This is a genomic window from Marinilabilia sp. (genome assembly GCF_016278715.1).
GTDB lineage: Bacteria > Bacteroidota > Bacteroidia > Bacteroidales > Marinilabiliaceae > Marinilabilia.
Map to the genome: position 1 here is coordinate 1 of NZ_JADQBH010000169.1, position 4168 is coordinate 4168.

Consider the following 4168-nt stretch of genomic DNA (forward strand, 5'->3'; position numbering starts at 1 on the left):
CGGAATAAAGCGCCCACCCCAGGCCTCTGAATCAGCCAACCCAAGCACACCAAATAAGTCAAACAGAACCAGAATGCCCAGTATGAGTACCGAGAAAATCCGAAACAACCAGCTCCGCCATAATATTCGTGCTTCGAATTGCCCAACTTTGGAAATGTAATAAAAGAAAGAAAAGAACCTCTTCAAAAGAGATTCAGTGGAAAAACTTTCAGAATGAGTGGTCATGGATTTATGTGAGGGGTTGGTTCTCATTTTTTAATTGATGATAATTTTCGTTGTTATTCGTTTAACAAATTGATGATTGCTCTCCCGAATAGTCGGAATTCGCAGGGCATTGCGAACAAGGCGAAGCAATCCTTATTCAAGAAAAAATCCTCTCCGGACAATAATGCTCACAAATCAATAGTGAACTAAATATTTTCCTCAAAAGAATTTCATCCCTAAACCCTGACCTTGTTTTTAGGCTTAACTGCCAAGGTCAGCCCCAGTTAAGCCAGTCAGTACGTTCAAGATATTCAATTAGGACAGAATTATTCACAAATATAAAATTCTTACCCAACGAATTTAAATATCTATACTTCACCTCCTTACCATAAACGGTAAAATGATAATTTCAATACTCCGTTATCCCCAAGCTTCTGTATTGCAAACAGTTGTAAATTAATCCATTAAAAAACCAGACAAATCGACCGCAACTCGCTCATAATAAAAACCATGCGCCTCTGCGCTTAAGCTTTTTCTAAGGGACAATTGTAATTACTTCCAGCTTCTAAAAATCTAACAATCTATGGTTAAACATTATTCTCCATAAAACAAACATAAGCATGCTCCAGTCCGGGCTCAATATTCTCGGCCCCCTCCATCGGTTTTTGCGAGGATATCATTTCCACCTCATAGCCATTGACGGATGGAATAGTGGTGATTACCGGGTATTGGTCTTTCAGGATTTTAAGTTCATCAAACCCTACGGAAGCACGCCACACTTGCCCTTTAGATTGGAAAACAAAATCATCAGGGCTGCCATGATATTTCACTACACCGTTGTCGAGAAGTGCCATAGCACTGCACGTACTGGAAATATCAGCCACAATATGTGTGGATAAAATAATAATAACACCCTGCTGACTCAGGTTGCTGAGAATATTGCGGAAGCGGATACGCTCCTCTGGATCCAGTCCGGTGGTAGGTTCATCAACAATAATCAATCGTGGATTTCCTATCAAAGCCTGAGCAATCCCCAAACGTCTCTTCATACCACCTGACAGTTTATTGGCAAACCGCTCACGTGCTTCAAGTAAACCAACCTGCTCCAACAGCCTGTCAACTTCTTTGGTGCGTTCTTTCTTAGATTTTATTCCAGATAGTGAAGCAGCATAATCCAAAAATTCCCAAGCCTTTAGTTTTGGAAAAAAACGAAAATCCTGAGGAAGGTAACCAATCATCTGTCGGATTTCCCTGCGGTGATGCGAAAGTGAATAACCATCAATCGTCACCTCGCCCGGGCCGGGCTCCTGAAGTGTCACCAGGATCCGCATCAAGGTAGATTTCCCGGCACCGTTGGGCCCCAAAAGCCCAAACATACCCTCCTGAATGGTTAGGTTTACGTCCTTCAAGGCCTGATGACCATTGTCGTAAATCTTGCTAAGGTTTTTTATTTGTAGTTCCAAAAGAAAACATTTCTAATGCTCATTCAACAACCGAACCAGAAAAAGCAAATTAAACAAAATCAGAAATTTAAAGCAAATGTGTTTGACATAAAATTGTACGATAACAAACAGAGGGGTGTTCGTTTTCGCACAAAACTGGCAATTAGTCAAATACTTCCAGCGGCTTCTTGGCGCATATAAAAAATTTATATACTTTTAATAGCATATAGTATGGAGAGTTAAAAGATTATCCAGAACAAGCACTTTTAAACCTTACCCCAGCCAAAAACCAAGGTGTAACTTGACATATTGGAAGAAGAAGAAGGAATCATTTTCTTAAAAACCTTCCTCCATCAATCAAAAAAATCAGAAAATCCGTCAAATTAGACATAGGAGTTGTGAAGAAACAAGTTGACAGTTTTAAAGGAAGCTGAGAGTAATTATTGATATTTTCTTTTAAAACCTATTCATAAACACTTAAAAGTAAATCAGTCAGTAATTTATAGTCAGTAGCCCGTGGCGGGGATTCCAGGCTCCGACATACCCAATAAACAAAGAATAAACTATATGATTGCGAACCAGGTGAAGCAATCTATCATTGTTTTCAAAATTCCCAGGTCAATATTTTATGATTCAGGCACCTTTTCATAAAACGAAACATTCCGGTATGTCTCAAAAACAAATTCCTATAAAAATTTTACTTTCCATTCTACTTTGGTTTTTTTCCATCGGTTCCCCGGCAGCCCAGGATCACTTTAAAGATATTGTACTGCTGAATTCTTACCACCCTACCTTTAAATGGACTGCTGATATCACCAAAGGGGTGCTTGAAGAGTTTTCGGGCGACAAGAATTACAGGGTTTTTGTGGAATATATGGATTCCAAGCGATTTCAAAGTGACGATTATCTGCAAAGCCTGGACAGGGTTTTCTCAAAAAAATACTCGTCCATTAATATTGACGGGGTAATAATCAGCGATAATAATGCCTTTGATTTTTTTCTTCAGTATGGAGATGAAATATGGGGAGATGTGCCCGTATCTTTCTGTGGCAATAACAACATTAAAGGATACGACCTGGATACCCTGCGCTTTAAAGGTGTGGAAGAACAAATCGATATAGACAGCACGCTTAAAGTCATTAAAATTCTCCAACCCGACCTTGAAGAATTAATTGTAATATCGGATTCCACCATATCGGGAAGGATATTTAGTGACCAGTTTATTAAGGTGGCTGACCACCACCACCCGGAACTTAAATACCGGTTGCTTTACGCAGAAAACCCTGAACAACTTTCTGCAGAACTACAAGCTATTTGTCCGGGCCAAAAGGCTGTTTACCTGCTCAGTCTCTACATTAACAGAGAAGGATTTGCACGCGAAATGGTACAGGAAGCTCCTTTGATTATTGAAAACTGCAAGGTTCCTGTTTACAGCAACTGGGACTTTCTTTTCGAAGATTTTATTGTTGGCGGTGTGGTAGTCAGAGGTATAGACCAGGGACGTGAAGCGGCAAAAATAATAAAAGAAATGCTGGAGGGCTCTTTCACTCGTTCGTGGCTGACCCCAGCCAGAAAAATTCTTGCCCTGGATTACAGACAAGCAAACAGGAATGCTTTAAATTTCTCCAAACTAGTGCCCCCGGGAATTCTGCTTAACAAACCTGACAATCCTTTTGAACGGTTCAAGCAGGAAATTATTATTCTGGTTTCCATTCTTAGTTTTCTTATCATTGTAATTATTGTGCTTCTCAGAGTAATCAACCAACGGAAAAAAGTTGAAAAAGAACTCACGCACAGCGAAAGCCGTTTGGAAATGGCTCTGGAAGGAGCTAATGAAGGCCTTTGGGACGTGGACCTTATCAATGGAGAAGTTTTCCTGAGCCAGAGATTCGCCAAATTGCTAAAATACAACAACCCCAATGAAATAAACTTTAAGACAACCAATTACACCAATCTTTTTCATCCGGATGACCATCAGCAGGTATCGGAAGCTTATCAAATGCATAAAACAGGACGAGCAACTGTTTTTAGGTGTGAAGCACGTCTTTTGGATAGGAACAACCATTATATTTGGTTTTCCGTGCATGGCAAAATAATCGAAAAAAACGTAGAGCATCAACCGTTACGTATGGTTGGAACCATAACAGAAATTCAATCTCAGAAAGAATTTGAAGACCAGCTTAAGGAAGCCAAAGAGAAAGCAGAAGAGAGTGACCGATTAAAATCAGCCTTTCTGGCCAATATGTCGCATGAGATTCGTACCCCCATGAATGCCATTCTGGGATTTACCGATCTTATTTTAAATGACCTGACCGATAAAGAAGAGAGATACAGATATCTCAGAGTCATCAAAAACAGTGGAGAAAATTTACTTAACATTATTAACGATATCATCGACATTTCAAAAATTGAATCGGGACAATTAAAAATAAAGGAAGAACAATTTGATTTACATGCCCTCCTGGATAACATCCGCAACATTTCGCAAAACCTGATAGTTCAGGATGCAAAAAGCATTCGTT

General features: G+C 39.6%; 3 protein-coding genes. 1 reads left to right on the plus strand and 2 read right to left on the minus strand.

Going from position 1 to position 4168, the window contains the following annotated elements:
- Together QZZ43_RS10900 and QZZ43_RS10905 are read right to left on the minus strand one after the other, a co-directional pair.
- Positions 1 to 252 (minus strand): hypothetical protein (locus QZZ43_RS10900; protein ID WP_291858967.1); only part of this gene is annotated, 252 nt, incomplete at its 3' end.
- A gap of 539 nt (positions 253 to 791) precedes the next feature.
- Positions 792 to 1667: an ABC transporter ATP-binding protein gene (locus tag QZZ43_RS10905; protein WP_291858969.1), complete on the minus strand. Its 876-nt coding sequence runs from the start codon at positions 1665 to 1667 to the stop codon at positions 792 to 794.
- Positions 1668 to 2313: 646 nt separating this feature from the next.
- On the opposite strand from QZZ43_RS10905, the gene QZZ43_RS10910 reads away from it, so the two are divergent.
- The coding region (locus QZZ43_RS10910; RefSeq protein ID WP_291858972.1) for a histidine kinase dimerization/phospho-acceptor domain-containing protein at positions 2314 to 4168 on the plus strand (1855 nt) is incomplete at its 3' end.